This window comes from Roseivirga sp. AWQ4_251 (assembly GCF_056158225.1).
In genome coordinates this window covers 3,108,520-3,133,002 of record NZ_JBSWSW010000001.1, presented here as the reverse complement: position 1 = coordinate 3,133,002, position 24,483 = coordinate 3,108,520, and the positions used below count along the sequence as shown (strand labels likewise).

Here is a 24,483-nt window from a genome sequence, read left to right as displayed (position 1 = left end):
GAGGTATAAATTGGCACAAAGTTATGGCGAAAAGGTTATAATCAAAACCGCGTTGGGTTTTTAAGCCAATTAATCTGTTGAATAGCGGAAGAGCGCTTTTGAATGCAGATATAATTGAAAAAAACTTTAAATTCATCCTATCTTTTTTACGATATAACTGGACCATGAAAAATCTAACTTTACTTCCAAGAATCCTTGTTTGCCTAGTTTTGGCAACTGTTTTGGGTGGCTGTGCGGCTAGCACAGGCGCTAGTACTTCGAGTGCTTCGGCTAAGAAGTCAGAGAAAAAAGCTTACAATCCTGTAGGGAATTGGCAATACACAGTGCAAACACCAAATGGTGATAGCTACGGTGTGATGGTGGTTTCTGGAGGCAATGGCGTATATGAAGCAACACTTCAAACTGATCAATTTGGTGATTTGGTTGTGAAGGATTTTGCTGTAGTCGGTACGGGTTTCACAGGTAATATCGAAGTAATGGGAACTACCGCTGATTTGGCCGGTACATTTGAAGGAGAAAAAATGTCGGGTTCGGTTACAATGGGAATGGATTCTTTTCCATTGCAAGGAACAAGAAAAGCGAAATAAGAAAATCTGAGATTAATTGAACGCCTCAAAGGCTGGTGGTTTCTTTCCAGATAAATTTTGGATGGAAATGATCGAGTTTTTGAGGCGTTTTCTTTTATGCAAGTTTGATCTTGTGGATTGGTTTTGAAATTTAATTTTTAGGGTTTGAAAATGATATTTCAGTATTCAAAACGCAAAATATAGGTGATTTACCTAGTCTATATTTGAGGTTTTTTCCCATTGTGGGACGGCATGAATAGTGCTATTCTTCGTTTCTGGCTTCTGAAGGCCTGTTTTGAGTTTGGTTCGAGTTTTGGTATGAATAGGTGAAACTCTTAGAGACATGAAAAATCAGACCAACTCAACAATAAAAGGACTTATCGCATTATCACTTCTTTTGATGGTAAGCTGCCAATCAAAAACTATCACAACTGACGGTTTTTTTGCGCAAGGTTCAAAGGAAATTAAAGAATCATTAGTCGGGAAATGGGAAATAACCAGTGCCGATCCTACTCAAGGAACCGTGCTTTATGAATTCACTCAAAAGGACGACAAAACAATGAGCTTGAAAGTGAAAGGCGAGGAGAAAAAGATTTTAGATTTTAACTCTGAGGGACTGAATCATTTCACTTTTAGCTATGCAGAAAATGGTAAGCCAGTTTTAGTGGTGGGTCAATTTAATGCGAACGATAGAAAAAGTTTGGTTTGTGTTCAAGAAACTGATGATGCAGCATCTGACTCTAAATTCATGAAATTGGAAAGAAAGATTCCAGTGAGAACAGTTACTGCTTCTATTAATAATAAGAATTGATTGTTTAGGGTATAAGTGTGTTTTGTGTGGGTAAATTTAACGGGCTTCCATTCGGAAGCCCGTTCCCATTTATAGAGGTTATTTTTTGCTGATTACCCAATAGGCCAAGGGTACAAAGAAGAGAGCCGTAAATGTTCCAATGGTCAATCCGCCAATTACTGCATAAACAAGTGGTCGCTGTAAGTCTGCTCCCAATCCAGAAGAAAAAATGACAGGCAAAAGTGCAAGGATTGTTGTAATGGAAGTCATCAAAATTGGCTTCAGTCTAATTTGACCTGTTTTCGCGATAGCTTGCTCTAGTAGATTTCTTCTTTCTTCTTTGTTTTTGGGAGAATGAGTAGCAAAGGTTTCTTCTTTAAGTCTGTTTATGGTATCAATTTTTAAAATGGCATCGTTCACCATAATTCCTAGCATAACGATGATACCAATGGCAGACATTACATTCAGTGTTCCGCCTGCCAGCATTAAAACCAATAAAGCTCCAGCAATTCCCAAAGGCAAGGTGAAAATGACGATCAGCGGCTGAATCAGCGATTCAAACTGAGCAGCCAGAATGAAATAGAGCAAGAGCACTGAAATGCCAAGGATGAAAATCAGTTGTTTCAGGTTCTCTCTTCCTTCGAAATAACCGCCATCAAAATCAACGGAAAGTCCGTAAGCAGTGGCTTTAGCGGGTAATTCATTCATCAGTTTTTGAACAGAAGCTTCATTGAGTTCTTCCCATTCCATACTCTGATAAATCCCCGTTCTATCCGCAGTTTTGGCCTTCGCATCTTTTACATAGCTGAACTTTACGAAGTTGGATAAAGCGTACTGCTGATTTTTGCGTCCGGAAACACGAATTCCGTTTAATTTGCTTCTGAAATCTTCTGAAGAGCGCTGAACCCGAATAGGTGTCACCTCACCGAATCTTCTAATTTCCGTAACCAAGTATCCGTCTAGGGCTTTTGAGAGTGCTTCTTTGATTTCCGATTCTGGAATTCCATAGGCCGAAAGCGCTTTTGTATCGATAATGGCTTCCATCGATTCTCCATACAAAAAGCCGCTTCCTGCTTGGGGTGATTGGTTTACGATGGTAGAAACTTCCTTGCTTAAACTATTGTAAACTTCTTCGTTTAAGCCTTCATTTCCTGCAAGCTTTTTCCATTTCGCAACAAAGTATTTGTTTTCAGAAGCGAAGATTTGATCAAAGGCATTTGGTGCATCTTGAATTTGGAAAGAAGCATTCGGGAATTTACTGCGAATCTGACTTTCTAATTTAGCTTCTAACTGCTGCTTTTCTTGGTCGGTTTCTGACTTGAAATATACCTCTGCGCTTTCAACAGAATTGCCCTGTTCTGCCAATAAAAATTGCTTGAGGCCAATGTCTGATTCATTCACTTTCGGTGCGTCTACAAACTCAAGGATGTGCGTGATTCTTCGTTTGTTCTCTTGAGCATCCAAAGGCTCATTCCATTGAACTGTGAGTAATGTTTCTGTTTTTTCTATTTCCGGAAGTCCTCTTTTCTCGGCTGAATTGAGCAAAAGATAAGCCGTTGGAATTAATGCCAGAAGAATGATTAAGCTTACGTACTTGAACTTCCAAACCACAAAGAATATGGCTTTGTAAAGCTTCAGAATTCCCTTGAAAACAAGGCTGTCTTCTTTAATGTTCGCGGTGCTTTTCTCGAAAAACTTACGGTAGAGCAAGGGTAAAAGCACAAAAGCTACCATAAGCGAAGTTGCCAGAATGATGGCCACCGAAAGTGCCTGATCGTAGAAAAGAGCTCCGGAAAGCCCGTTTAAAAATACAAGTGGTACAAACACTGCAAGGGTGGTTAGAACGGAACTGATCAATGGAGCCATAACTTCGTTTACCCCTTCAATACAGGCTTCAATGATGTCTAAACCGTCTTTTCGCTTTCTGGTAATGTTATCAATTACAATGATGGAATTGTCAATGAGCATTCCCAAGCCAAGGGCGAGTCCACTTAAAGAGATGATGTTGACCGAAAGATCGAAAGCATAAAAAAACAGAAAGCTGATCAGTAAAGAAATGGGCAAAGTAAGGCCCATGATAATGGGCATTTTTAAATTCCCCATAAAAAGGAAAAGGACTGCAAAAGCAAAAACTCCTCCGTAAATTAGACTGGTTTTTAGGTTGTCAATTCCCGCATTTAAAAGCAGTGATTGATCTTGGGTAATTTCGAAGTTTGCTTGAGGGTAATCAACTTCGAAGATTTTTACGGCATCGTAAATAAGAGGCATTAGCTCGGTCATTTTTGCATCTGCCTGTTTGTGCACCGTAATTACTAAAGCTTCATTTTCTCCTCTTAAATGGTAACCTAATCTTTTTTCTGGTTCAAAAGTAATGTCGGCCACTTCTTTCAAGGTAATTACATCACCTTCAGGATTAACCATGGGAAGGTTTTGGATTTCCTCAAGGTCATCTAGGCGATTGGCCATTTTTACAAAATATCGATACTGACCATCTTTTACGGAAAGCTGCCCAACCTCTTGATTTGCACCTTGTAACACCTGAGAAATTTGCCCTTCGCTGAGATTTAAACCGTTCAGTTTTTCCAAGTCAGGCACAATGCTGATGAATTTGCCCTGAAATCCGTTGATGTCTACAATTGAAACTCCCTGGATTTGCTCAATACGCTTTTTTAAAACCCTGTCGGTAAGTTCAGAAAGCCCCGTGTAGTCTATTCCCGCTTTGGGAATTACTTGAATTCGTGCAATGGGAATGTCGGAAGTATTGATGCGTACCACCTGAGGCCTGTCCATGTCTCTCGGTAGAGATTCTTGAAGGCGGTCTATTTTTTCATTGATTTCAATATAGGCCAAATCCATTCGTGTTCCATATTGAAATTGAAGCCTGATGGTTCCGGTTTCGCTGTTGGCAATACTTTCTACGGATTTAAGGTTATTGAGCGTATTGAGTTCAGACCTAATCGAGCTCAGTATGCTATTTTCAATAATGGAAGGTGGATTATTCGGGTAGTTGACCTTGATGACAATCGAGGGTACTTCAATATCGGGCAAAAGCGAAACAGGAAGTTCGCGCAAAGCCATAAAGCTGAAGAATATGATGCCCAAAAAACTTAAAAATACGGCTACCGGCCGATGAATCAGGAATTTTACCATGAGCCTATTTGTTGGAGTCTTCCAAGTTAGCTATGCTAACTGCAGCATCGTGCGCAATTTGTATGTTGTTGCTGATGATCACTACATCGCCATCTTTCAGGCCATCCAGTACTTCAATGTCTTCGCCATTGTCCAAACCAACGGTAACATATTTCCATTTAGCCAATCCGTTTTCTAGGGTGAAGATTACGGTTTTTCCACTTTTAATTACCACCGCTTCTCTTGGTACGATAATATGTTCCGCTTGGGGTGCTCTGATTACCGCTGTGGCATTCATACCAGGAAGTAACCCTTGAGTATCTTGAATTTGGAGTTTCACTTGAATCATTCCGGATTCATCTACTCTTGGATTAATTTCTGAAACTCGGGCTACGAATGATTTATCTCTTATCGATAATGGGAAAATATCCGCTTTCAGGCCAGTTTTCATAAAGTGAAAATTGGTTTCCATAATCTTGGCTGTGAGTGTTAAGTTACTCGGGTCGTAGATGGAACAGAGCGTGTTTCCCGAAGAAACCAAACCTCCTTGTTTCGCTTCAAGGTCTACAATTGTACCATCTATAGGAGCTCTAATAATTGTGTTTTCAAGAGCGATTTGAGCTTCTTTTAATGCGATTTGAGCTTCGGCTAAACCAGCTCTAAGTTTAAGAGATTTCAGCATTTCATCATTGAATTTGCTATAGCCAAGCGAATCGTTTTCAAATTGCAGTTGAGCTTTTTGGTAGGTGATTTGGGCTTTCTCTAAATTAAACTGCTCTTGTTGGTTTTTAAGCTCACCAAGAATTTGCCCTTTCTTAACCCTTTGACCGTTCGAAATATTGAGTTTTTCTAAATAGCCACTGCCTTCAAAATTAATTTTGATTTCGTGCTCAGAGGCTATGTCGCCAGTAGCGTTTACCAAAAATTCGAATGGGCGATAAGTAGCAGGAGCAACTTGTACCTCGGTGGGCTTAACTTCCTTGCGGAGCGCCTCTACGTCTACTTCCTCTACTTCGGCTTTTTCTTGTTTACAACCTAAGCTTACTAAAAGAATTGAGGCGAATAAAAAAAATCGTTTCATAATTGCCTAAAATAGTGCTAAAACCTGAATGACAAAACTAATTTGGTAGTTAATTCAATTTCATTGAAAATATATTGATCCAGCTTTATGCGGCTTATAGAAGCTTTCATTTTTCAATAGAAATTTTAATGTATTCAAAGAAGAGGGAATCTTCTATTCCTGCTTCGTAATTGAACTTGTTAATGTCTTTATTAGTATAAATTCCTTCTTCTCCCAAGAGTAAGTAAAGCATTGAGCTACTAACAGGAATTACCCCAATTTTTCTAAACTCAGCGTCTAAAACAACTATTTCTCTTTTTACTTCTGAAAAATCTCGATCAATAAAATTCTGATCGCTTATGTGAGTTCGAGCTACTCTTAAATATATTTTCAAATCTGGGTGGTAAATCAGCTTGCCATAACTGTCGCTCGTCCAATAGTAAAAGCTGGTAATGGAGCTCGGGTTCACTGATTTATTGTTCAAATCCATTTCTGAAATTTTACTTACCAGTTCACTTTTAGCTAAAAAGCTTTGGGTTGAACCTTTGAAATCTGTTACGTAAATGGAATCACTAATCGGAAAGTTGATAATGAATTTGTCGATATCAGGATTGTAAATGATGTCCATTTGATCGAATTGTTGTGAGAAATTACTCATTCCATATTCAGAAGGATATGGGAAATCTAAAATTTCTGTTTCCCCAGAACCCAAATTAATCTTGGCCAAATGCCGAGCGTTTCTTCTCAATGCCAAGGCTTCTTCTCTGGATTTCTCCATGATGTTGTAGCCAAATTGTATAATAAGGCTCCCTTTACGGTAAGCTAGGGGAGTGGAAGCGCTAAGTGTTCCTAAAACAGTGGTGTCGGCAGGGTAAGAAAACTTTTGATAGAGTTCTCCATCGCTATTGAATAAGGAAATGGTTGGCGATTGTGGCCTGAAAAGAATGATAGTGTCATTGTTCACCACCTTCATTCCACCTCCAAAGTTCATTCCTGCGATTGAATTCGGACCTGCGGTCGGTAATTTCAATACGCTTTGCTGAGTTGCTTCAGTCAAATTGAAGTTGTGGAGGCTGTTGTTCTCAAGGTTGAAAACGAAAAGCCGATATTGATTATCTATCAGGCCATCATCATAGATATAATTCACAAGAGGGGTGGTTTGATCAATCCCTAAAGCATAATCTTCAATTTGATAGCTCAGTTTAGGTGATTCCTCATCTACATTTTCTTTCGATTCTGAATGGCACGATAGGAGAAGTAATGCCAAGAATAGCATTGTAAAAGTTGACGTTTTCATGTTGATGGTCGGTTTAACGAAAAAGTTAATTTCCTACCTAAGATAATAGTCGAATTGCTATTTACGAAATATTTCGTAGTTTAAATTTATAATGATTTTTATTTTAGTTTCTACCTAATAAAGACTTAATTAAGGGTTTCACACAGTTCTGCATGATTTTTTAACATGAAGCGTCCGTTCCGAATCGTAATTATTTTTGTGGTTTGCGCCTTAATTGGTGTCGCTCTGATCCCGAGGCTTCAGGTTAATTTTACGCCAAATTACACGCAGCCCATGGTTACTATAACCTATGGGCTCTCTAAGTCTTCTCCTGATATTGTGGAAAGGCTGGCGACATCTCCTTTGGAGAATGCGTTGGCTCAAATGGAGGGAGTGAATAGTGTGACCAGCATTTCTAGGGAAGGGTCGGGCACCATCCAGCTCTTTTTTGATAAGGGTGAAGACATGGAATTTCGCATGTTCGAAATCAATTCCATCATCAGGAATATTTATAAAAAACTACCTGAGAATTTAAGTTACCCACGTGTCGACCAAAGTGGAGGCAATGCCAATGACGATGAGGAAGAAAGGCCAATGCTGACTTATTCCGTTAATGGGCCATTTGCTTCTTACAAAATTAAAAAGGACGTAGAAGAATTTATTCTTAAACCTCTTTCGGCCATAAAGGAGATTAAAGAAACTGCCATTACAGGCGCTACCGATTTACAAATTACTGTAGCTTTCGATGCTTTGACTTTAATGAGATATGGACTTTCTAAAGGTTCTATTGTCAGCAGTTTGGGGCTTTTTCATGACCAAAATTACCCTGGGCTAATTAAGAACCCAGCGGGTCAGCAATTCTATTTTAGAACGTCAGCGGAGCTCAGCAGTTTAGAAGCATTGGAGAATGCCGTAGTCGCTCAGGTCGATAATATGGATATTCTTTTAAAGGATGTTGCTGATGTTTTTATCGAAGAGCAGGAGCCAACAGGTTATCAGCGGATCAACGGGAAAAATGCCATCAATTTAAATGTCACAGCTCGTAAAGGAGTGAATAAATTGGTTGTGGCCGATATGGTAAAAAGCAAGATTCAAGAGCTTTCTCAGGGTTTGCCCGATGGTATTGAGCTGTTTTTAGAGCGTGATGATTCTGAGTTTTTAAAAGAAGAAATGGATAAGATTTATCAGCGAACTACGCTTTCTATTCTAATTCTTCTGGTTTTCATTTTCGCCATAAACAGAAATGTAAAATATCTATTTACACTTTTCTTGGGTATTGCAGTTAACTTATGCATTACCGCTATTTTCATTTATGCCCTTAAAGTTGAACTTCATATTTATTCCATTGCTGGGCTAACCATTTCTTTTGGGCTAATTGTGGACAATGCCATTGTTATGCTCGATCATATGTACCGAAAGCGTAACAAGCACATTTTTGTGGCGCTACTGGCGGCATCGCTTACTACAATTATGGCTTTGCTCATGGTGCTGCTATTGCCCGAGGAAGATCGAAGAGATTTGACTGACTTCTCGATAGTCGTGGCGATTAATTTGGGTGTTTCATTGCTAATCGCGCTATTCTTTACGCCAGCACTTTACACTTTAATGTTTAAAGAAAAGCTAGTTAGAGCGAAATCATCGGGTTTAAAAAGGTTAAGAAGAAAGGTGAAGTGGTTTCGTGGTTACACCAAAACTATCCACTTTTTTGTGCGCTACCGTAAAGCCTTTATCATTTTGGTGATTTTGGGTTTTGGCTTGCCGGTTTTCAGAATGCCAGTGAATTGGGAGGGTCAAGAATGGTACAATAAAACCATTGGAAGCGATACTTACCAAGACGACATTAGGCCAATCACCGACAAAGTTTTTGGAGGAGCCCTTCGGAAATTTGTCACAGAAGTTTACGAAGGCTGGCATTTTAGAAGTCCAGAGAAAACCAGATTAACTGTTTCCGCATCTTTGCCTTTCGGGACAACTTTGGAAGATGCTAATTATGTGATTGGCAAGGTTGAAGAGTTTCTGGATGGAGTAAAAGGAGTGGATAAATATGTAGCTACGGTTAGAGAAAGAAGTGGAAGGGTAGAAATCACTTTCGAAGATGAATACGAATTTTCAGCCTTACCATATCAACTGAAAGGAAGATTGCAGGCGAGGTCAATTGATCTTACGGGTGTTCAATGGGGGATTTATGGCGTGGGTCAAGGATTTTCCGCTGGAGGTGAAAGAGGTGAAAATCCGAGTTATCGCGTTAGAATGAAGGGCTATAATTTTGACGAACTCGAACGTCAGGCCGAGATTTTTGCAGAAAAATTAGAGAAGCATCCTCGGGTTCAGCAAGTGAAAACCGATGAGGCCGTTGGTTCTAGCTATTACTATGGCGGAGTAAAAGGGAGTGAGTATGTTTTGGATTTTGATATAGAGAAATTAGCTGATGCTGGTATTAGCCGCGGTAAACTTACTTCTGTTTTGATGGACTTCACAAAACCTTCGGGAGCTTCTGCCAGTGCCAACTTTAATAATGAGCGATTGCCAATTTATGTTCGTTCATTTGGAGCGAAAGACTTTTCAAAATTCGATCTTCTGGAGCAGTCTCTTCCTATCGATACCTCTAGGTTGGTAAAAGTGAGCGACTATGCTAAGCTTACGTTTGAAGAACGAGCGAATTCTATCAATAAAGAAGATCGTCAATATTTGCGAGTCGTTGGTTTCGATTATCAGGGCTCTGGGAAATTTGGGGGCCAATATAGAGATAAGACCATTGAAGAGATGAAGCAAGAATTGCCCGTTGGGTACGAAATTGAAGCTTCTTCCTATTCCTATAGTTCAGGAGCCAAACGACAATATGGTTTATTGGTGTTTTTGATTGTGGGCATTTTCTTCATTTGCGCCATTCTCTTCGAAAACTTGAAGCAGCCTTTTTATATCATTGTCACCATTCCCATTTCGTTTATCGGTTTGTTCCTTATTTTTTCGTTGTTCGATTTTCCTTTCGATCAAGGAGGTTATGCTGCCTTTGTAATGTTGGGAGGATTGGTGGTGAATGCCTCCATTTTCGTGGTTAACGATTTAAACAACACCAGTCTGAAGCATTATAACCGATCTGTTTTGCGTTCGACCATGGGAAAAGCTCAGCCAATTTTGCTTACCATCCTTTCTACCTGTTTTGGGTTAATTCCTTTCCTATTGGAAGGTGAAAACGAGGTCTTCTGGTTTGCATTGGCCATTGGCACCATTGGCGGATTGGTATTCTCCACTGTTGCTGTGTTTGTTTGTTTGCCAGTTTTTTTATCAAACAGAAAATCTGTACTGGCAAAGGCTAAGTCGTAGAAAGTCAGTTTTTTCAGTTAATCCCTGAAATGTCAATGTGCCGCCTTACCTTTACGGTAGAAAGCTTTTATGTTTTCTTTTGCAACTCTCTGCGGCCAATTTGTGTCCAAAGAGAACGAGGTGAAATTTACTTTGACCTCAAAAGGAAAAAAATAGAATTCAGAAATTTTGATGAAAGAGAGAATGAAAATGCCGAGATTATTATTGGGAGTATTGGCGATTGGGCTGTTGACACAGTCTTGTTTGAATGATGATGGTTTTAATTACAATGCAGCAGAGCAATTAGAGGCCGATTTGGAAGCGATTGATGCTTATGTGACGGCTAATAGCTTAAATGTTGAGATTGATTCGGAATCAAAAATTCGCTACATCATTCTTGACGAGGGTGATGGCGCTACTCAAGCTGAAGTGGGTGACACAGTTTATGTGGACTATGAGTTGTATCTGTTGAACGGAAAATTTATTGACACCAGTATTGAGCAAGTAGCTAAAGACAACAATGCTTATAATTCAAGCCGAGAGTACGAGCCTTTTGCCTTTATTATTGGCCGTGGTGCTGTAATTCCAGGCTTTGACTACTCTACCCGTTTATTGAATTTGAATGGAAAAGGAACATTCTTGATTCCTTCTTTCTTGGGCTATCAGTATTTGCAGAGTGGAAGCATTCCTCCAAATTCGAACCTTAAGTTCAATATTCACCTAACAAAGATTGATAAATAAGTTAAAAGGGATCATTTAGAAAAAGGGCTTCAGATTTCTGAAGCCCTTTTTCTATTCTGTAGTTTCTTCTTGTTGAAGTTGTTTGTCGTACAATTCTTTATACACTCCGTTCTTAGCTAATAGCGATTCATTGGTGCCTTGTTCTATTACTTCACCATCATCCAGAACGATAATTTTATCCGCTAGTTTAGCCGATGAAACTCGGTGCGAAATAATCACAGAAGTTCTGCCTTCCATAATCTTGGCCAAGCTGTTGAGAATGGTGTTTTCAGTTTTTGTGTCCACGGCAGAAAGTGCGTCATCTAAAATCAAAATTTTAGGATTTCTTACAATCGCTCGGGCAATGGAAGCTCTCTGTTTTTGCCCTCCAGAAAGCGTAATTCCTCTTTCTCCAAGCATGGTTTCAAAACCTTTCGGGAAGTCTTGAATGTTATTGTATAGGTCGGCATCTTTTGCGGCCTGAATTATATCCTCTCTAGAAATATCATCAGCGCCAAAAGCAATGTTGTTGGCGATGGAATCGCTGAATAGGAAGACATCTTGAGGTACAAAACCTGTTTGCGATCTCAAACGGGCAATGTTATAGCTTTTTATACTTCTTTCGTCTAGGTAGATGTTGCCCGAAGTAGCATCGTACATTCTGCCGATAAGGTTGGCAATCGTGCTTTTCCCAGAACCTGTGGTGCCGATTACTGCAATAGATTCTCCCGCTTTTACTTCAAAGCTTACATTCTTCAAAGCTTTGGTCCCTGATTCAGGGTAAGTGAAGCTTACATTCTCGAATTTTATATTGCCCGAAAGTTCAACGTCCAAGTTCTCTTCGGAAGTAATATGGTTTTCTTCTTTTAAAAACTGATTGATGCGTTTTTGGCTGGCCGCAGCCCTTTGAATAATACTTGTAATCCATCCTAAGGCCGTTACTGGCCAAGTAAGCATGTTTACGTAAATTACGAATTCAGCTATGTTTCCGTAACTAATTCTACCATTGATAACTTGGTTTCCACCTATATATATGGTGAGAATTACACTGAGGCCAATTAATCCCATGATTAGGGGAAAGAACAAAGAGTTTACAAAAACCAACCTTAATGATTTGTGTTTGTAGTCTTCACTTTCTTTCAAAAAGTTATTCACAGAATCTTTCTCCCTTACAAATGCCTTGATAACCCGGATGCCTGAAAATGCTTCTTGAATAAAGGTAGACATGCTCGAAAGACTTTCTTGAATTTCCTCTGATCGCTTATTGATCACATTATTCACGAAGTAAATGCTTACAGAAAGCAGAGGGAGCGGCAAAAGAGCATATAAAGTTAATTCTGCGTTTACTTTAAGCATTTGGTAAATCACCATTGGGAAAAGCACCAATAAGTTTATGCCGTACATGATCCCAGGGCCGAGGTACATTCTTACTCGGCTAACATCTTCTGAAATACGGTTCATTAAATCTCCCGTATTGTTTTTTCTATAGAAACTTAGCGGAAGGCTTTGGTATTGAAGGTAAACCTCGTTTTTAAGGTCGTATTCAATTTTTCTACTCATCACAATGATGGTTTGCCTTACCAAAAACAGAAAGAAACCTCGTAATAAAGCCATTACAATAATGGTGGCACCTAAAATCAATACGCCAACTTCCAATTGGTTGAATAACGAACTACTCAAGTTTCCGCCATCAAAAACATGATATAAAGCGTAACTTTCAGTAACATAGTCGATTGCATAGCGAACGACTTTGGCTGGCCAAATGGCAAAATAGTTTGAGGCAATTAGGTAGATTATTCCCAGTATGAGCAAATGCTTATACTTATACAGGTACTTATTTAGGTGGCTTAGCTCTTTCACGTTTTGAGTTAACACAGGCTCGCATAAATAGGTTGCCTGTCGTGAGTTATTCTTTAGAATTATTCAACTTTTCACTTACTTTTGCCCACAATAGAAATGGCCAAATCTGCAAGAGATAAGGCAAAGATAAAGTAAACTACAATTTGACAACAATGGTGGAAGTAAACCAGAAAGAAAAAGTGAAGAGCATTTCAATTTTCGAAGAAGCTGCCAGGCTAGGTCACGAACAAGTGGTGTTCTGCCACGATGAGCCCACAGGTCTCAAAGCCATTATCGGTATTCATAATACAGTTTTAGGCCCTGCCTTGGGCGGAACCAGAATGTGGAGCTATGCTTCGGAAGAAGAAGCTGCCATTGATGTGCTGAGACTTTCGCGTGGAATGACTTACAAAGCAGCAATATCGGGGCTAAACCTTGGAGGAGGAAAAGCTGTGATTATTGGAGATCCTGCAAAATTGAAGAATGAAGCGTTTTTGCGCAGGTTTGGAAAGTTTGTAAACAGCTTAGGCGGTAAATACATTACTGCTGAAGATATGAATATGAAAACCAGTGACATGGAATATATTGGTATGGAAACCAAGCATGTTACAGGTCTTCCTGTAGAAATGGGAGGTAGTGGAGATCCTTCGCCAGTAACCGCTTATGGGGTTTATGTAGGCATGAAGGCTGCCGCTAAAAAGGCCTATGGTTCTGATTCACTTTCAGGCAAAAAAGTATCCGTTCAAGGGGTTGGTCAAGTAGGAATGTACTTGGTAGATCATCTTGTTAAAGAAGGTGCTCAGGTTTTCATTACCGATATTAATCAAGATAAATTGTCTAAAATTTCTGCTAAAACTGGAGCTACAGTAGTAGGTATGGACGAAATTTATGATCTTGATGTAGATATTTATGCGCCATGTGCAATGGGCGCCACCATCAATGACGATACAATTAGCAGATTGAAATGTTCGGTAATTGCTGGTGCTGCTAATAACCAATTGAAAGAAGAGGTTAGGCATGGCAATATGTTGATCGATAAAGGAGTGATTTATGCTCCAGATTTTGTGATCAACGCTGGTGGCATTATCAACATCTCTGGAGAGTTGAAAGGTGCTTACAATAGCGACTTAGCGTACGCTTGGACAGAAAAAATTTATGACACATGCACCAATATTTTGGATAAGGCGGATAGCGATGGAATTCCTTCACAGGAAGCAGCTATGTTGCTTGCTGAAAAGCGCATTCAAGACGTTGGTAGAGTAAAACTTTCATTGTAATATAACCTCAGGGAGTTGCTAAAACTCCCTGACACTTTTAATTTAGCCGTTCTTTAAAATTCTGAAATGCTCAACCGAAGATCTCTTAGGGTAAAAGCGATGCAATCTTTATTCGCTTATGGTCAATGTAAAGACGCCAACTATAACATTGGCTTGGCCGAAATCGATGAGGCTTTTTTGCCTGACCTAAACTCGATGGAAGCCCCTGACCACGACCTGCTGAAAAAAAACAGACAACAGGCAAAACGTTTATTTGCCAATAAAATTAATGGGACTGCTCTGGATCCTTCCGAGGTTATTGACCCTGCATCTCAAAAAGCGGCTAACGATGCCCACAAATCTTACTTAGTTCGCCAGCGAAAAGATATTGACCACCAGCTTTCTTCAATGCTTGAAGATGCAGAATCGCTAGTTGATAGATTTTTGGAAGTTATCAGTTTATTGGCCGCTTGGTCGGAGTATTCTAAAATTGAGACCGATAAAAAGTCGAAATTAACCCCAGAAAGAATTTTAGCCGGAGACTATAACTTTTCTAAAAATAAAGTAGTTGAGTTTTTCAATAACTCTTCTAAAGTTCAGGTGGCTTTGGTAAAAAGAGATTTGAGCTGGGAAGAAAATGAAGACAATGTTAAAACTTGGTATAAAGAGGTTTTAAAGAAAGACGAAACCTATAACGAATATCGCAGAACGGCAAATCCAAGTTTTGAGGAAGACAAAGCCATTGTGGAACATATTGTGAAGCAAGTGGTGTTTAAAAACGAGATGATTTTGACCTTCTTCGAAGAGCAAAACATCTTCTGGAAAGAAAATAAAGCGATAGCTAGAAGTTTAGTGAGCCGCTCAATCCGTGATTTGGAAGAGAGCAGTATTCCTAAAGAATTTGATTTGCCAGACTTCTCAAACAATTGGGAAGAAGACAGAACGTTCTTCGAAAAGATATTCAAAACCGTGGTAGAACACGATGATGAGTATAGTGGCATTATAGCTTCAAAAACCAAAAACTGGGAAGTAGACAGGCTGGCGATTACCGATCAGATTATACTGAAAATGGCGATTGCCGAAATGTTGAATTTCCAGAGTATACCTGTTAAGGTTACTATTAATGAGTATATTGAACTTTCGAAAAATTACAGTACCCCAAAAAGTAAGCAGTTTATTAATGGCGTTTTAGACGTGATTAGCGTAGAACTGAAAGATTCAGGAAAACTGAAAAAGAGCGGAAGGGGATTAATGGATAATAAATAATATGAATAGAGGATCAAGTAATTTATTGGCATTTGTGGTTGGAGCGGCAACCGGGGCAATTCTAGGTATTTTATATGCTCCAGATAAAGGTTCTAACACAAGAGATAAGCTTTCTTATCAATTAGATAAGTATAAAAAGCAGTTGGAAGACCTATTGGAAGACTTGGTCAATGGTAAGAGTGAAATAGCTTCAGAAGCGAAGGCAGAAGGACAGAAGGTAGTGTCGGAGGCAAGATTGAGAGCCGAGCAACTTTTGAGCGATGTTGATGACCTTATTGGTCAGATTAAATCTGGAGATAAAAACTAAATATAGAACTATGAAAACTAAACTGACCCTATTGAGCTTTGTGGCATTGGTGCTGATGGCATCTTCATGCGGAAATGCTGATATGGAAAAAAGAATTGCCAATTTAGAAAGAAGAGTAAACCAGTTGGAGAATGGCGGAGTGGTTAGAAATAACGGCACCACTACAACTCCATCTACTACAGTTTCTGCAGCTCCTGAACAGCAATTGGGAGGTAACGCGGCTTTCAAATGGGAAAACACTTTGCATAACTTCGGAACTATTCAACAAGGTGAAGTTGTAAACTATACTTTCAAATTTACTAATGTAGGTACTGAAGATTTAATCATTCAAAGTGCTTCAGCATCTTGTGGATGTACTGTTCCAAGAAAACCTGATGGCCCAATTGCTCCAGGACAATCTGGCGAAATTGCAGTAAGATTTGATAGCAAAGGTAAAAATGGTCAGCAGAGCCCTGTAATCACTATTGTGGCTAACACCAATCCAAAACAAACTAGACTTAGCTTAAGAGGGTTAGTTCAAACCTCAACAGCACCATAATTAATCAAAAAAGTAAATGTTAAAGAGTATTCTATTACAATCCACTGCCTCTGGTGGTGGTTTTGGTATGCAGCAATTGATCCTTTTTGGAGGTATTGCAATTGTTTTTTACATCTTCATGGTTAGACCTCAACAGAAGAAGCAAAAGGAACAAAAGAACTTCATCAACGAAATTAAAAAAGGCGATAAAATCGTTACCATTGGTGGTATCCACGGTCGTATTGCCGAGCTCGATGAAGAAACGATTACCCTTGATGTGGAGAAAGGTGCGAGAATCAAATTTGAGAAAAGTGCAATATCTCTTGAGGCCAGTAAAAAGTTAGCCGATAGTAAATCATAGAAGTGATTGAGAAGCGCTGAAGAAATAATTGAAAAACTTCGAAAGTCTTTCAATGCACCAAGCACGAAAGACGAAAAAGCCAAGGTGGTGGTAATTTGTATTATAATTTCCACCACCTTTTGGTTTTTCAGCGCGTTGAATAAATCCGATTACGTTACCCAAATCAACTATCCTCTAAAGGTTAGTTACAACGATTCGCTTTACATTGCCACCAAGGAATTGCCAGATCATTTGCCGCTAGAGGTAACAGGTGGTGGATGGGATTTGATGACGCGTTCTTTTGGTTTCAGTATGGAGCCTTTAGAAATTGAGCTTGAAAACCCCATACGAGATAGTTTTAGACTTTCTTCAGTCTTACGTCAAGAAATTGCGCCTAAGCTAGATCCCGTGCTTATAAATTACATTTTGGAAGATTCTGTTGTCTTCCATATCGATAAAAGAATTACCAGAACCTTAACTGTTGCTTTTGACAGTTCTTCGGTAAAGTTGGCGCCTAATTATAAAGTAACTTCTCCTGTCGTTTTATCTCCTACACAGATTACCGTGCAAGGCCCCGAATCCTTGATCAGTAAACTTGATAGTCCATTTGTGATTCGTCCTGGAGAAAAGGAATTCTCTAGCGATGTGAATGAAAAGTTTACGCTTTCTAACTTAGGTTCCGATCTCATAAAACCGAACGTTGGGGAAGTAAATGTAAAGTTTGAAGTAACAGAGTTTCTTCAGAAAAGTATTGATTTACCCGTTTATAGGGTGAATTTTAAAAAGAACAATGTGGGTATTGTTCCTTCAAGAGTTTTAGTGGCTTATGAAATTTCTGAAAAGGAAGATCGAACCATCGATTCGACCGATTTGGTACTCATGGTCGATTTTTTGAATATGCAGAAGCGAGATTCAACCATTCCAATCGAAGTTACTTTGAAGTCTCCTATTGTGCTTAATCCTGAGTTTTCACCAAAAAAAGTAAAGGTAGTTTATGAATAGGCCTTTTGTGATTGGGATTACTGGAGGTATTGGATCTGGTAAGAGTACGGTTTGTCAAATTTTTGAGCAGCTTGGCGTGCCTGTTTATTATGCCGATGACAGAGGTAAACTTTTAATGCATCAAGACCTTAATTTAAAAAAGCAGGTTGTTGCCGAATTTGGAGATGAGAGCTACTTTTCTAATGGAGCTCTCAATAGAACCTATTTGGCTGGGCGAGTTTTCAATGATCCAATCGAGCTTGAAAAGCTGAATAAGCTTGTTCACCCAGCGGTAGCGAAGGACTTCGTTAAATGGGCTGAATCTCAAAAGTCTCCTTTTGTTCTTAAGGAGGCTGCGTTGTTAATAGAGAATGACTCTTATAAGCAGCTGGATCGGCTTGTTTGTGTAATGGCCTCGGAGAAGATAAGAACCGAAAGAGTGCTCTTGAGAGACTCACAGAGAAGTGCTCAGCAGGTGGCGGATATTATGAGCAGACAAGTTGATGATAAAGCGAGAAAAGCTGCTGCTGATTTCCTTATCGATAATAGTGGAGAAAAACTCTTGATCCCTCAAGTTATCAAGCTATATCAACAGTTTGAAAGACTTGGTAAGGAAATCTGATCTTCATAGAATTTCATTCGGCTATGCCCGAAATCCAGCAAATCAATTTTTTCTATCCTGTCTAATTTGTGGTTGTAAAAAACTTCTAGATAATAGTCGTTGAGAAGGTAGAGGTTGATTTTGTAACCATAATATCGAATAGCAACTATGAAAGTGCCATTATGGTAAAGCTCTTTGATCTGTTCATCAAAGCTTAACTTGAAGAAATCGAAAAACGAATGAGCCATAGGCCCAAGTTAATGATTTGAAATTATTGTTTCGGAGATTAGAACCTCAAAGTATGATAAAGGCGACTGTTTTTTTGCATTACTGTTTTATAAGCAAAAATGTAGATACCTTTTGTGGTATAGCTGTTTTTAGGCGATTTAAATACCGTAGGTAGCTTAGAGGCATCTCTGATGGTGTCCATTGCTTCTTTGAATGAACCTGTTCTCCATGATTTGAAATGTTTGCAAGTCATGTCTTGCCTAATCGTATTTTCTACTGCTAAAATGTTTTCTGCGTCTGCAATGCCGATATTCCAAACGAACCCTTGCTGCTGGTATAGGGTGTTGCTGTCAATCCATTCTTTTAGGGGTCTGTAAAAACAGGATAGGTGTGATGGAGAGAAGCTTTCTGAAACAGATAGAACTGTATTCATAAATTGAACCTGATTTTAGGTGTAAAAAGTTAAGTCAGCTTTGCGTTCAATGAGTTGTTGAACTACAGTTGTGAATTAAAGGGTTAAAAAACTTAAAATCAAGTGATTAAGGATTTAAAATCGGCTGCAACGAAAAAGTTTTAAAAAAGTTGGAAAAAAATGCTTAGGGCTGAATGTGATTTGGTGGTGTTTAAGGAATAAGAAAGAAAATTTTGTGTTAATCCTTGACCTTAAGAAAAACTAAGCTCAATGGTTTGTGAATAATTAAAGTCTTAGTTACATTTCGAAAATCACATGAAACAATATGTGGTTGAGACTCTTTTTTAATGCCGTTCTACTTCGTAAAGGGAGGTGTCCCTTTCAATGGTCAGTTTCTAGACAAGTGTGATATGCGAAGTTTAAGTGAAGCAAGTTTTTTAAAAATAGTAGAGGGCAAGGACTACGAATTCTTGATTAGTGGTTTTGATTTCAAAATGTCTCAATCTATTAATGTTGTCGGACATCATTACTTTTCACAACACAATCTTCATTTTAAAGAAAGTTGGTTTAAAAATGTTTTGCTGAGCAATGTGGCGATTGACTGCCGGCTTACTTTTGAAGACTGTCATTTTAAAGACTTCATTGTTGAAGAAAGCCAAATTAATTTCTTGGCTTTTGTTAGGTGTAGGTTCGAACGGCTAATCATCATAAACAATTCTGAAATTGGTGATTTGGAGATCAAAGCCTGTTCAATCAATCACCTTGATTTTAGCGGAAATCCCAAATTTAACCTTCTTCATATTGGCTGTAGTAACCAGTTGGATATGGCCACCATTACCAGCAGTGGTAGTTTAAATGAAGACAATTCCGTTTTCTTTCTTTGCCCTGAGGTTTTCAATTCAATCGAAATTGAAGAATTCTCTGTTGGAACTATGGAGATTGGTACTTTTGGCGAGTACGGTCAGTTGGTGCTAAACCATATTTTGGCAGACCAAATTGTTTTAAAGAACTGCAAGAGTGGAAAATCTACTGTTTTATTTAGCCATTTAGCCCCAAGAAATGCGGAAAAGGCTAAGGTGCAAATGCAGAACTCAAAAATTGATCGTTCGCTTTTTGAGCAATCGCTCAAAAAATCCTATCCGACCATTGAAATGAAGGACAGTGAGGTGAAGGCTTAGTTACTCAACTCCCTCAACGTGTATCCTATAGAGGTTTTTAATCCCTTCTCTCAATCTTTTATTTTGCTCTATAATATTTTGCTCCGTTGGTCCCAATTTTGACTTTATAGGGCCTATGTTCAGGATAAACCAGCTGATGTTGATTTCAGGATACGCTTTTAATATAGACTGAAGAGCATCGTAGCCAGGTTTGATTTTTTCGTCTACATAAGATTTAACGGTAGGAGCCGAAAGGGAAGTTTTTCTTGCAAATTCTGCGGCATTACCCTTTTCGAAATGATCAATAATCCATTTTATTTTTTGTCCCGGATGCTGCGGTGAATCCATCTCTTTTAATTAAAAAGTTGTTTATTTCATCAAGTAGTGAAAGAGGTAATTAGAAAAGGTCAATTTAGATATAAATCTAATGGTTTTCAATTGGAATGGTACAAATTCTTAAGTCAACAAATGAAACTCATTAAAATTGATGAAGGAGATTCATTAGATGGGTGATTGGTTCTGAAATAAAAAAACCAGTCACTTTCGTAACTGGTTTTGAGGGTGGAAGATGGGACTCGAACCCACGACCTCCTGAACCACAATCAAAACCAATCATATTCATTCAAATTAAAAACGCTTTATGTGTGGTTTAAAGGCGCTTTTTGCTTAGTATTAAACTGAATAAAGCTGAATAAAACTCAAAAAAGCACGCAAAAAGCACGCAAGTTTTCTAAAGGAACCTCATGGCAAAAGTCAAAGTAACCTTGGATTCACGGCAAAATTGCCGTGATAAGGATGGTAAATACCCATTGGTTTTACGCATCTCGCATAAGAGCAGGACTCGTGATATAGGCTTTGATATCCATTTATATCCTGAATTGTTTAATCCTGATAAAATAGAATTCAAAGGTATTCACAACGCTGTAAGGAATACAAAGAGAGTCCAGAAGGTTTATGCGGATATTGATCTTTGGCTTGATGAAAACAAAGCTGAGATTAAGCTGTGGGATATTTCTAAGCTGAAGGACAAAATTGAAAGAAAGTTCTTCAAGAAGCAATCCGAGCTCATGCTGTTTGAACATGCTGCTGATCTTTTCACTAGGTTTCGGCTTAAGGGTAAGTATTCTACAATTGCTTCCTATGAAGATGCTTTGAAAGTTTTTGTGAAGTTCAATCTTAAGCGTCAAGGTAAGAATGATAGGGTGATAATAAAGAGCCTGTTTTCCTGGGATCGGAATAAGGATGAATACAGGGTTCTAGAAGACTATCAATTGCACGACTTTCCAATAAAAGTGATAGATAAGGATTTCGCAAAGCGCTTTGAAGCTTATATGAGCAATAGGTTTAATGCCAAAAACTCTGTGTTCATCCATTTGAGAAGTATTCAGTCTATAATTAGTGATGCTGAGGATTCCTTTGATGAACTAAAGGGGCATAAACCATTTGAGGGAATTAAGAAGGTCAGTCTTCCAAACAAGCCTGTAGTTTTGACAAAGCTGGAAATCGGCAAAATCAGATCACTCAAGAGTGAATTTGACCGTGCTAATCCAAAATATCATGCCATCAATTATTTTCTATTCATGTTTAATAACATGGGCATGAACTTTATGGATTTGGCACTAGCAAAGGTCGGATGGTTTGATGGTGAACGCTTCAATTATACTCGAAAAAAAACGGAAGAAGAAGGCGATAATTTCTCTATTAAACAGAATGAGGAGAATATAGAGATCATAGATTTCTATAAGGAAGATAAAAAGCCTGGTCAGTATCTTTTTCCTTTAATTCCTGAGGATACCCCAGAGGAGCGTGTTTTTCGGGTGAAGGGGCAAAAGGCAAAATGGTTCAATGATCATTTCACTGAAATTGCCAATCACTTGGGAATCGAAAAGAACATAACGACCTACACAGCCCGAGATACCTGGACTAATATGGGCTTGGGTTTGGGTATAGACATTCGCAAAATATCAAAGGGTCTTGGTCATGCCCGTGTGGAGACCACGGAAAAGCACTATGAGCAAAACATGCAATTCAATCTACTGGATGAAATGAATGCTTGGATCACTGGCTCGAAAGAGCCGTGATCTATAAAAGCGAATCTTATAGATCACTATTAATAAAATTTTGATTGATAAATGCAACGTCTCTAAACGTTGTACATGTACTTCTTTTTAATATTTCGAAGGTTTTAAATGAATGCTGCGCAGGCAAAGTCTTTATCTCTATTGGGTGTCTTACAAAGAAAAAGACATAGCCCTGACGAAACCCTATTTACTCATAGAGCATGAGGTGATATTGATAATCATTATCAATAAATAATAGGAGTTATAAAGTGTCTCGTAAGAAAATTGTTGCCTTGGCTATTGTTTTTGGATTGTCCGCTTGCAATCAATCTGAAGAGTTGTTTCTAAATGATACTGTAAATAAAGAAAAATCAGAAAATAACGATTGGTCTGATCTAAAACCCGAAAAAAGTCAACATTTAGATATGGGCTTCAATCTTACCAAATATTTAAAAGATCGGATTCATTCATTAATCCGTTAATTCAGGTTGCTTTTAACAAACCAAATCTCAGACCATTGATAGCGATAAACAAATTACGGAATTCATCATCATTATATGCAAAAGGATTGGTGCTTGCCTTTTTGTCTAATGTTTTCAAGGCGTCTACATTGTCTTTATCTCTCCTAAGTTGTATCACGCCTAATTGCTCGTTGGCATCAAGGAAATAATAAGTATCTGTATATTCCCCAAACTCATCATTTTTTATTCCACCGACAATTCGAAAATTTTCAATTTTATATTTTTTATGATACTCATAAGCTAAATCGTTGCTGACGCATTTTGGGTTATCAAACTTGTTGCTAAACAATTGCATGAAGTTCAAAAGTGAATCACGGCTCACGGATTTCGTAAATTCAAAACCTTCTAATAATTTTTCGGTGTCTTGAGAGTATATTAAATCTACGACATTTTGATAATCTTCTTCCGGATCGTTTCCCCCAATTTTATCACAGCCTAAAAAAGCTTGTGTAAGAAGTAAAACGATAAAAACTCTGCTTACAGTCTTCATATAAAATTTGATTTTGGACTACATTATTCAACCAGTCTATTAAAGTTAAAAATCATCAGAGGGAAAAACAACATAAAGGACACTGAGAAATGAACATAGAGCAAGCCAAATCATTAGACCTCCTAGATGTCTTGCAGAGACAAGGACATAGCCCTATTGAAATCCGAAAGGGTGGAGCCGAGTTGTGGTTTCTCTCGCCTTTTCGGGAAGAGCGCACACCGTCCTTTGTGGTCGATGTGTCGCAAAATATCTGGAATGACTTTGGCGAAGCTGGGAAAAATGCACAAAGCTGTGCAGGTGGAAAAGTCATTGATTATATGATGCTCTACCACAATACAGATGCCAAGGGAGCACTAGCAACTATCAATGATTTGTTCGGAAAAACAGCAAGAAAGCAAACTGTAAAAAGGAACACTCAAAAACCCATTGTCAAAACCAACAGCCTTGAAATTGTCTCAGTGAAGAAAGTGTTTTCGAGTGCTCTCTTTCAATATTTAGAAAGCAGAAAAATCCCGAGAGAATTTGCTCTGCCCTATGTCAAACAAGTGCAATACCGTCATGTCGAAAACAACACTAAGGGCTTTGCCCTTGGGTTTGAAAACAGCTCTGGTGGATACGAGCTGCGCAACAAACAATTCAAAGGTCTAGTCGGCAAACGTGATATTACAATCATTCGTGGTCGACAAAGTGGTCATAATCTCCAGCTTGTTGAGGGGCCTTTTGATTTTCTCTCATTGCTTTGTATTTACGGCTACAAACAACCCCAATCCGATGTGATCATCTTGAACGGCACAGCCATGATACAGGCTGCAATCAAAGAAATAGAAAGGTGCAATTATCGGGTAGGTCAATGCTGGTTTGACAATGATCAGGGTGGCGAAAAAGCCACAGCGATCTTAAAAGATGCCTTTAATGATTCAGCTTTTAAGGTCAAATCTATGAACCACAAATATGCGCAGTTCAAAGACGTTTCACAGATTCATGAAAGCTTAGGTTTACAAGAAGCCAGACAGCGTTTTGGACTTGGTTGAATGAGCCAATGACCGTAGGTGGAATGCTAAATCTTTGTTTGTTCTTTTGTCTGTATGCATAGACCAACTTTCACCTTTTCCGGTTAATCCGATCAGACAGACTACATCCCTGCGCTAGGTCTACAATAAAAAATTTCCCCGTCCGCTTTGCACTTCGTTTAAGCGGACTTCCTCGCGAACCAAATTTTTTCTTTTGCCCTGCACTTTGCAGGTCTGTGTTCTGCTTCCCGTCATTAACCCAAACAAAAGGAGAAAACCATGACAACAGAAATCAAAAATAATCAGCCAAGCCACTTCGTATACCGCGTGGATGGGCAAGGTCAAAATGCCAAATGGACGAAAGTTGGAGCTGTTTGGCCGACAAGAACCGGCTACACACAAATACTAAACGGACTTGAGAAAGACTTACGTTTTGTGATTCAGGAAGTCCAACAAGACGAACCAGATTACAAAGCCGAATAAACAACCGATCTTCCCCAAGAGCTGTCAGGATGTTCTGTCCTGACAGCTTCTTTTTGTTTTTCTTTTGGCCAGCAAGCGCGTGATTTTTGAAGCGGATAATTGAACCGTGCTTATGAATTGGCTGCTTTTCGAGTCAAGATTAAGCCGCATCTCAAAAGAGGGTGTGGTGCA

At 38.8% G+C, this 24,483-nt stretch carries 24 protein-coding genes; 16 read left to right on the top strand and 8 right to left on the bottom strand.

Going from position 1 to position 24,483, the window contains the following annotated elements; translation table 11 throughout:
- Window positions 1-164 precede the first annotated feature (164 nt).
- Both ACXACJ_RS13780 and ACXACJ_RS13775 read left to right on the top strand, forming a co-directional pair.
- Window positions 165-587 carry a hypothetical protein gene (locus tag ACXACJ_RS13780; RefSeq protein WP_475135011.1) on the top strand — a complete coding sequence of 141 codons (423 nt, stop codon included), beginning with the start codon at window positions 165-167 and terminating at the stop codon, window positions 585-587.
- 322 nt (window positions 588-909) lie between these two features.
- A complete protein-coding gene (locus tag ACXACJ_RS13775; protein WP_475135010.1) occupies window positions 910-1,377 on the top strand; it encodes a hypothetical protein in 468 nt (155 codons plus the stop codon).
- A 78-nt stretch (window positions 1,378-1,455) separates the two neighbouring features.
- Here ACXACJ_RS13775 and ACXACJ_RS13770 read toward each other — a convergent pair whose 3' ends face one another.
- The 3 genes from ACXACJ_RS13770 to ACXACJ_RS13760 all read right to left on the bottom strand — a co-directional run bounded on the left by ACXACJ_RS13770 (window position 1,456) and on the right by ACXACJ_RS13760 (window position 6,842).
- Window positions 1,456-4,506: an efflux RND transporter permease subunit gene (locus ACXACJ_RS13770; protein WP_475135009.1), complete on the bottom strand. Its 3,051-nt coding sequence runs from the start codon at window positions 4,504-4,506 to the stop codon at window positions 1,456-1,458.
- A 4-nt stretch (window positions 4,507-4,510) separates the two neighbouring features.
- Window positions 4,511-5,566, bottom strand: a complete 1,056-nt coding sequence (locus tag ACXACJ_RS13765; protein WP_475135008.1) for an efflux RND transporter periplasmic adaptor subunit — start codon at window positions 5,564-5,566, stop codon at window positions 4,511-4,513.
- A 106-nt stretch (window positions 5,567-5,672) separates the two neighbouring features.
- Window positions 5,673-6,842 (bottom strand): hypothetical protein, encoded by a 1,170-nt coding sequence (locus ACXACJ_RS13760; RefSeq protein WP_475135007.1) that lies wholly within the window; start codon window positions 6,840-6,842, stop codon window positions 5,673-5,675.
- 165 nt (window positions 6,843-7,007) lie between these two features.
- On the opposite strand from ACXACJ_RS13760, the gene ACXACJ_RS13755 reads away from it, so the two are divergent.
- Window positions 7,008-10,145 (top strand): efflux RND transporter permease subunit, encoded by a 3,138-nt coding sequence (locus tag ACXACJ_RS13755; RefSeq protein ID WP_475135006.1) that lies wholly within the window; start codon window positions 7,008-7,010, stop codon window positions 10,143-10,145.
- Between the two features lie 189 nt (window positions 10,146-10,334).
- Entirely contained in the window at window positions 10,335-10,865 is a 531-nt protein-coding gene (locus ACXACJ_RS13750) for an FKBP-type peptidyl-prolyl cis-trans isomerase (protein WP_475135005.1), read from the top strand.
- Window positions 10,866-10,916: 51 nt separating this feature from the next.
- Here ACXACJ_RS13750 and ACXACJ_RS13745 read toward each other — a convergent pair whose 3' ends face one another.
- Window positions 10,917-12,704 carry an ABC transporter ATP-binding protein gene (locus tag ACXACJ_RS13745; protein WP_475135004.1) on the bottom strand — a complete coding sequence of 596 codons (1,788 nt, stop codon included), beginning with the start codon at window positions 12,702-12,704 and terminating at the stop codon, window positions 10,917-10,919.
- Window positions 12,705-12,856: 152 nt separating this feature from the next.
- Here ACXACJ_RS13745 and ACXACJ_RS13740 point away from each other — a divergent pair, with 152 nt between their 5' ends.
- The 7 genes from ACXACJ_RS13740 (at window position 12,857) to coaE (ending at window position 17,972) form a co-directional block, all read left to right on the top strand.
- Complete coding sequence (locus tag ACXACJ_RS13740; RefSeq protein WP_475135003.1) at window positions 12,857-13,960, top strand: Glu/Leu/Phe/Val dehydrogenase dimerization domain-containing protein; 1,104 nt, start codon at window positions 12,857-12,859, stop codon at window positions 13,958-13,960.
- A 66-nt stretch (window positions 13,961-14,026) separates the two neighbouring features.
- Window positions 14,027-15,205, top strand: coding sequence for a transcription antitermination factor NusB (gene nusB, locus ACXACJ_RS13735; protein ID WP_475135002.1), 1,179 nt, complete (start codon window positions 14,027-14,029; stop codon window positions 15,203-15,205).
- Window position 15,206: 1 nt separating this feature from the next.
- Complete coding sequence (locus ACXACJ_RS13730) at window positions 15,207-15,512, top strand: YtxH domain-containing protein (RefSeq protein WP_475135001.1); 306 nt, start codon at window positions 15,207-15,209, stop codon at window positions 15,510-15,512.
- A 10-nt stretch (window positions 15,513-15,522) separates the two neighbouring features.
- A complete protein-coding gene (locus tag ACXACJ_RS13725; protein ID WP_475135000.1) occupies window positions 15,523-16,050 on the top strand; it encodes a DUF1573 domain-containing protein in 528 nt (175 codons plus the stop codon).
- A 16-nt stretch (window positions 16,051-16,066) separates the two neighbouring features.
- Complete coding sequence (gene yajC, locus ACXACJ_RS13720; RefSeq protein ID WP_475134999.1) at window positions 16,067-16,390, top strand: preprotein translocase subunit YajC; 324 nt, start codon at window positions 16,067-16,069, stop codon at window positions 16,388-16,390.
- Window positions 16,391-16,396: 6 nt separating this feature from the next.
- The gene (locus ACXACJ_RS13715) at window positions 16,397-17,371 is read left to right on the top strand and encodes a YbbR-like domain-containing protein (RefSeq protein ID WP_475134998.1); all 975 of its coding nucleotides are present in this window, start codon (window positions 16,397-16,399) and stop codon (window positions 17,369-17,371) included.
- Window positions 17,364-17,972 carry a dephospho-CoA kinase gene (gene coaE, locus ACXACJ_RS13710; RefSeq protein ID WP_475134997.1) on the top strand — a complete coding sequence of 203 codons (609 nt, stop codon included), beginning with the start codon at window positions 17,364-17,366 and terminating at the stop codon, window positions 17,970-17,972. Before ACXACJ_RS13715 ends, coaE begins: the two co-directional genes overlap by 8 nt.
- Here the strand turns inward: coaE and ACXACJ_RS13705 are convergent.
- Together ACXACJ_RS13705 and ACXACJ_RS13700 are read right to left on the bottom strand one after the other, a co-directional pair.
- On the bottom strand, window positions 17,939-18,199 hold the full coding sequence (locus tag ACXACJ_RS13705) for a hypothetical protein (protein ID WP_475134996.1): 261 nt from the start codon (window positions 18,197-18,199) through the stop codon (window positions 17,939-17,941). The genes coaE and ACXACJ_RS13705 overlap by 34 nt on opposite strands.
- Before the next feature lie 38 nt (window positions 18,200-18,237).
- On the bottom strand, window positions 18,238-18,612 hold the full coding sequence (locus ACXACJ_RS13700) for a hypothetical protein (RefSeq protein WP_475134995.1): 375 nt from the start codon (window positions 18,610-18,612) through the stop codon (window positions 18,238-18,240).
- Between the two features lie 326 nt (window positions 18,613-18,938).
- On the opposite strand from ACXACJ_RS13700, the gene ACXACJ_RS13695 reads away from it, so the two are divergent.
- Complete coding sequence (locus tag ACXACJ_RS13695) at window positions 18,939-19,769, top strand: hypothetical protein (RefSeq protein WP_475134994.1); 831 nt, start codon at window positions 18,939-18,941, stop codon at window positions 19,767-19,769.
- Here the strand turns inward: ACXACJ_RS13695 and ACXACJ_RS13690 are convergent, their stop codons facing one another.
- The gene (locus ACXACJ_RS13690; RefSeq protein ID WP_475134993.1) at window positions 19,770-20,096 is read right to left on the bottom strand and encodes a hypothetical protein; all 327 of its coding nucleotides are present in this window, start codon (window positions 20,094-20,096) and stop codon (window positions 19,770-19,772) included.
- Between the two features lie 395 nt (window positions 20,097-20,491).
- On the opposite strand from ACXACJ_RS13690, the gene ACXACJ_RS13685 reads away from it, so the two are divergent.
- Window positions 20,492-21,829, top strand: coding sequence for a phage integrase SAM-like domain-containing protein (locus ACXACJ_RS13685; RefSeq protein ID WP_475134992.1), 1,338 nt, complete (start codon window positions 20,492-20,494; stop codon window positions 21,827-21,829).
- A gap of 248 nt (window positions 21,830-22,077) precedes the next feature.
- On the top strand, window positions 22,078-22,290 hold the full coding sequence (locus ACXACJ_RS13680; RefSeq protein ID WP_475134991.1) for a hypothetical protein: 213 nt from the start codon (window positions 22,078-22,080) through the stop codon (window positions 22,288-22,290).
- 1 nt (window position 22,291) lies between these two features.
- Here ACXACJ_RS13680 and ACXACJ_RS13675 read toward each other — a convergent pair whose 3' ends face one another.
- Window positions 22,292-22,819, bottom strand: a complete 528-nt coding sequence (locus ACXACJ_RS13675; protein WP_475134990.1) for a hypothetical protein — start codon at window positions 22,817-22,819, stop codon at window positions 22,292-22,294.
- Between the two features lie 89 nt (window positions 22,820-22,908).
- On the opposite strand from ACXACJ_RS13675, the gene ACXACJ_RS13670 reads away from it, so the two are divergent.
- Together ACXACJ_RS13670 and ACXACJ_RS13665 are read left to right on the top strand one after the other, a co-directional pair.
- Window positions 22,909-23,850 (top strand): toprim domain-containing protein, encoded by a 942-nt coding sequence (locus ACXACJ_RS13670; RefSeq protein ID WP_475134989.1) that lies wholly within the window; start codon window positions 22,909-22,911, stop codon window positions 23,848-23,850.
- A 258-nt stretch (window positions 23,851-24,108) separates the two neighbouring features.
- Window positions 24,109-24,312, top strand: coding sequence for a hypothetical protein (locus ACXACJ_RS13665; RefSeq protein WP_422006856.1), 204 nt, complete (start codon window positions 24,109-24,111; stop codon window positions 24,310-24,312).
- The last annotated feature ends 171 nt before the right edge of the window (window positions 24,313-24,483 follow it).